At 64.1% G+C, this 2287-nt stretch carries 1 protein-coding gene and 1 pseudogene; both read right to left on the minus strand.

Going from position 1 to position 2287, the window contains the following annotated elements:
- Positions 1-1029 precede the first annotated feature (1029 nt).
- Entirely contained in the window at positions 1030-1275 is a 246-nt protein-coding gene (locus ACZ6S5_RS34815) for an SH3 domain-containing protein (RefSeq protein ID WP_466006539.1), read from the minus strand.
- A 262-nt stretch (positions 1276-1537) separates the two neighbouring features.
- A pseudogene (locus ACZ6S5_RS34820) lies at positions 1538-1827 on the minus strand (sterol carrier family protein).
- Positions 1828-2287 lie beyond the last annotated feature (460 nt).

A 2287-nucleotide genomic window follows, 5' to 3' on the forward strand; every position in this document is an offset into this window, starting at 1 on the left:
TCGATGGCTCCACGCCCGTATCCAACACCGTCCAGCATGGACGTTACGTCCGTGTCATCCCCACTCGGCCGCCGAACCTTGCTGAGATCACCTCAATGTCTTCCAGGAGCCTGGGGTCAATGGTCGAGTTGGCCCGAGCGTACGTCGTCGAGATGGCGTCGTACGTTCGTTGCGTCTCGGTGATGGGCTCAGACATGCGGGCGAGACTATCGGCCCTGCGGACTGCTTGCCTTCAGGCAGCAGGGAGGCAGCAAGAGCGACGCGAACCGAGAATCCGAGGCATCGTCGGACCGCGTCGTTCCTGTACCCAACCACGTCCTGTAACAGCGAACCACAGCCGTTGATAAGCCATACCCGGCTCCCCCCGACGGGGGTCATGCCGCTGGCAAGTGCCGAGCGGTGGCAGGGTCGGCTTGACATCAGCGGTTGACATCAACGGTGGCAGCCGTGGCCGGGAGGCCACCGGCTGGCGGCCACCTGTAAATGCGGACTCTGCCGTCGGGCCATATCCCGAGGAGCCAGCGGCACAGTTCCCGGTCGGCTGTGTCAGCCACACCCGAACGGCCCGGCGGTAGGGGCGGGCAGGGTGAGCGCCAGGCGGGAACGGGCGAATTTGCCTGTCCCTCAGGGCGGACGTCTGATGATCGGGGCATGTGGGAGAAGGTCGACGTGCTGTGCATGGAGGCCCGATCCACGGCCGGTCCTTGCTGGTGCCCGTGGACGAGGACGGCGTCCCGCCCAGCGTGATCGACCAGAACTGGCTGTGGGTGGAGTTCGGTGACGAGTTACTCGAGCCAACATCGCCGGCGTCTACGAGCTGGAGCCCTTGGCCGGCACCGGCCCGCCGTGGGTCTACCTCTGGGCGCCTCACGCGAGTTCCATTCGCCCCGCAAAAGCATCCTCGAGGCGCAGGAACACCGAGAAAAGGTGGCCGGGACCGTCAGAGCCAGAATGCTGCGAATGCAGCCCCTCGCGCCGGTCCCGGCGTCAGCGTTGACGTTGCAAACCAGACGTGCGTCGGATGAAACGCTAGTTGCAGTAGTAGTCGCTCCCGTAGTCGAGCAGGTAGTGGTCCGAGACCCAACCCTTTATGCCGTTGTAGGTAACGAAGCTCCAGCTGTAATCCCCGTAGACGGTGTCACCGAGGTCATAGCAGCCGAGGTTGACCTGGGCGTGGTTGGGAATGGTGTAGAGCTTCGTGCAGGAGGTGTGCGGCCCGCTCCTCAGCGCCAAGCCGTCAAAGGCGCCGAAAACCGTATCATAGCCAGGGTCCAAGTCGATCTTACGGTGCTCGGTGGTCGAGCAGCTGGCAAAGGCCGGAGATGGTGCAACTAAGACAGCCCCACGGAAGCAGTCAAGGACGCTGCTGCAGCGGTAGCCAGCAGGCGGTTCCTCAAGAACCCAAACGTCGACACAAACATCTCCCCGCTCAAAGAAGAAGAAAACCTGCAGTCAGGAACGTAGCTTTGTCATCTGTTTCCGTCAAGGTCATCATCGCCGACGGAACACAGCCGAAGCGGAGGCCGCAGGGGGCGGTTTAGCAGTCGGAGAATTCCGAGGAGAGCGGGAGATAAGTGGAGAGATCCGCCCGGATTCCGCTGACCCGGACGCGACCCTAGTGACCGCCTCCGACCAGCCGAGGCGTCCGGTGGCCACCGACAGCCAGGTGGTCGGGTCCATTTCCACCACGTTCAGGGGCGTTCCGCGGGTGTGTCGCGGCCCGGCCACGCACTGCATCGCACCGTAGGGTGGAACCCGCACCTCCACTGATCGGCCGGGGCGCCCCGCGAGGACGGCCAGGAGAGTCCGGACCGCTTCCAGGAACACCGGCCGTTCGGGCGCACGCCGCTCGTCCCGCGGGCGACCTTTAGATCAGGATGGTCGGGCGCCGTCCTGCCTTCGTCTCATTTGTCGTCTCGCTCGTTAGCGTACGGGGCGCCTGTAGACGAACGGCCGGTCGAGTTGGCCTAGGTGGCGAACCAGCCCGATGAAGCGTGTATGGGGCCGAGCAGACTTGGAGACCGTGCCTGGGCGCTGCTCACGCCGGCCCTACCGCTGCTGGTCTCAGTTGTGGTCTCTTTCAGCAACGTACGAGGCCGTCCGGGGGAGGCCGGACCAGGTTTCCCGCCCTGCTCATGGCCCAGTCGGTTGAGGTTGAACGCCGGGTCGCAGACCTCGGAAGCGTGTGAGGTTCTAGTGTCCTGAGTCGTTGATTCGTTGGTAGATTAATGGCGTGGGCGATGGTCGTGGTCCGAAGTTGGCGATTCTGGCGTTGACCGCCGAGGAG

The sequence above is a fragment of the Micromonospora sp. NPDC051924 genome (assembly GCF_055586005.1).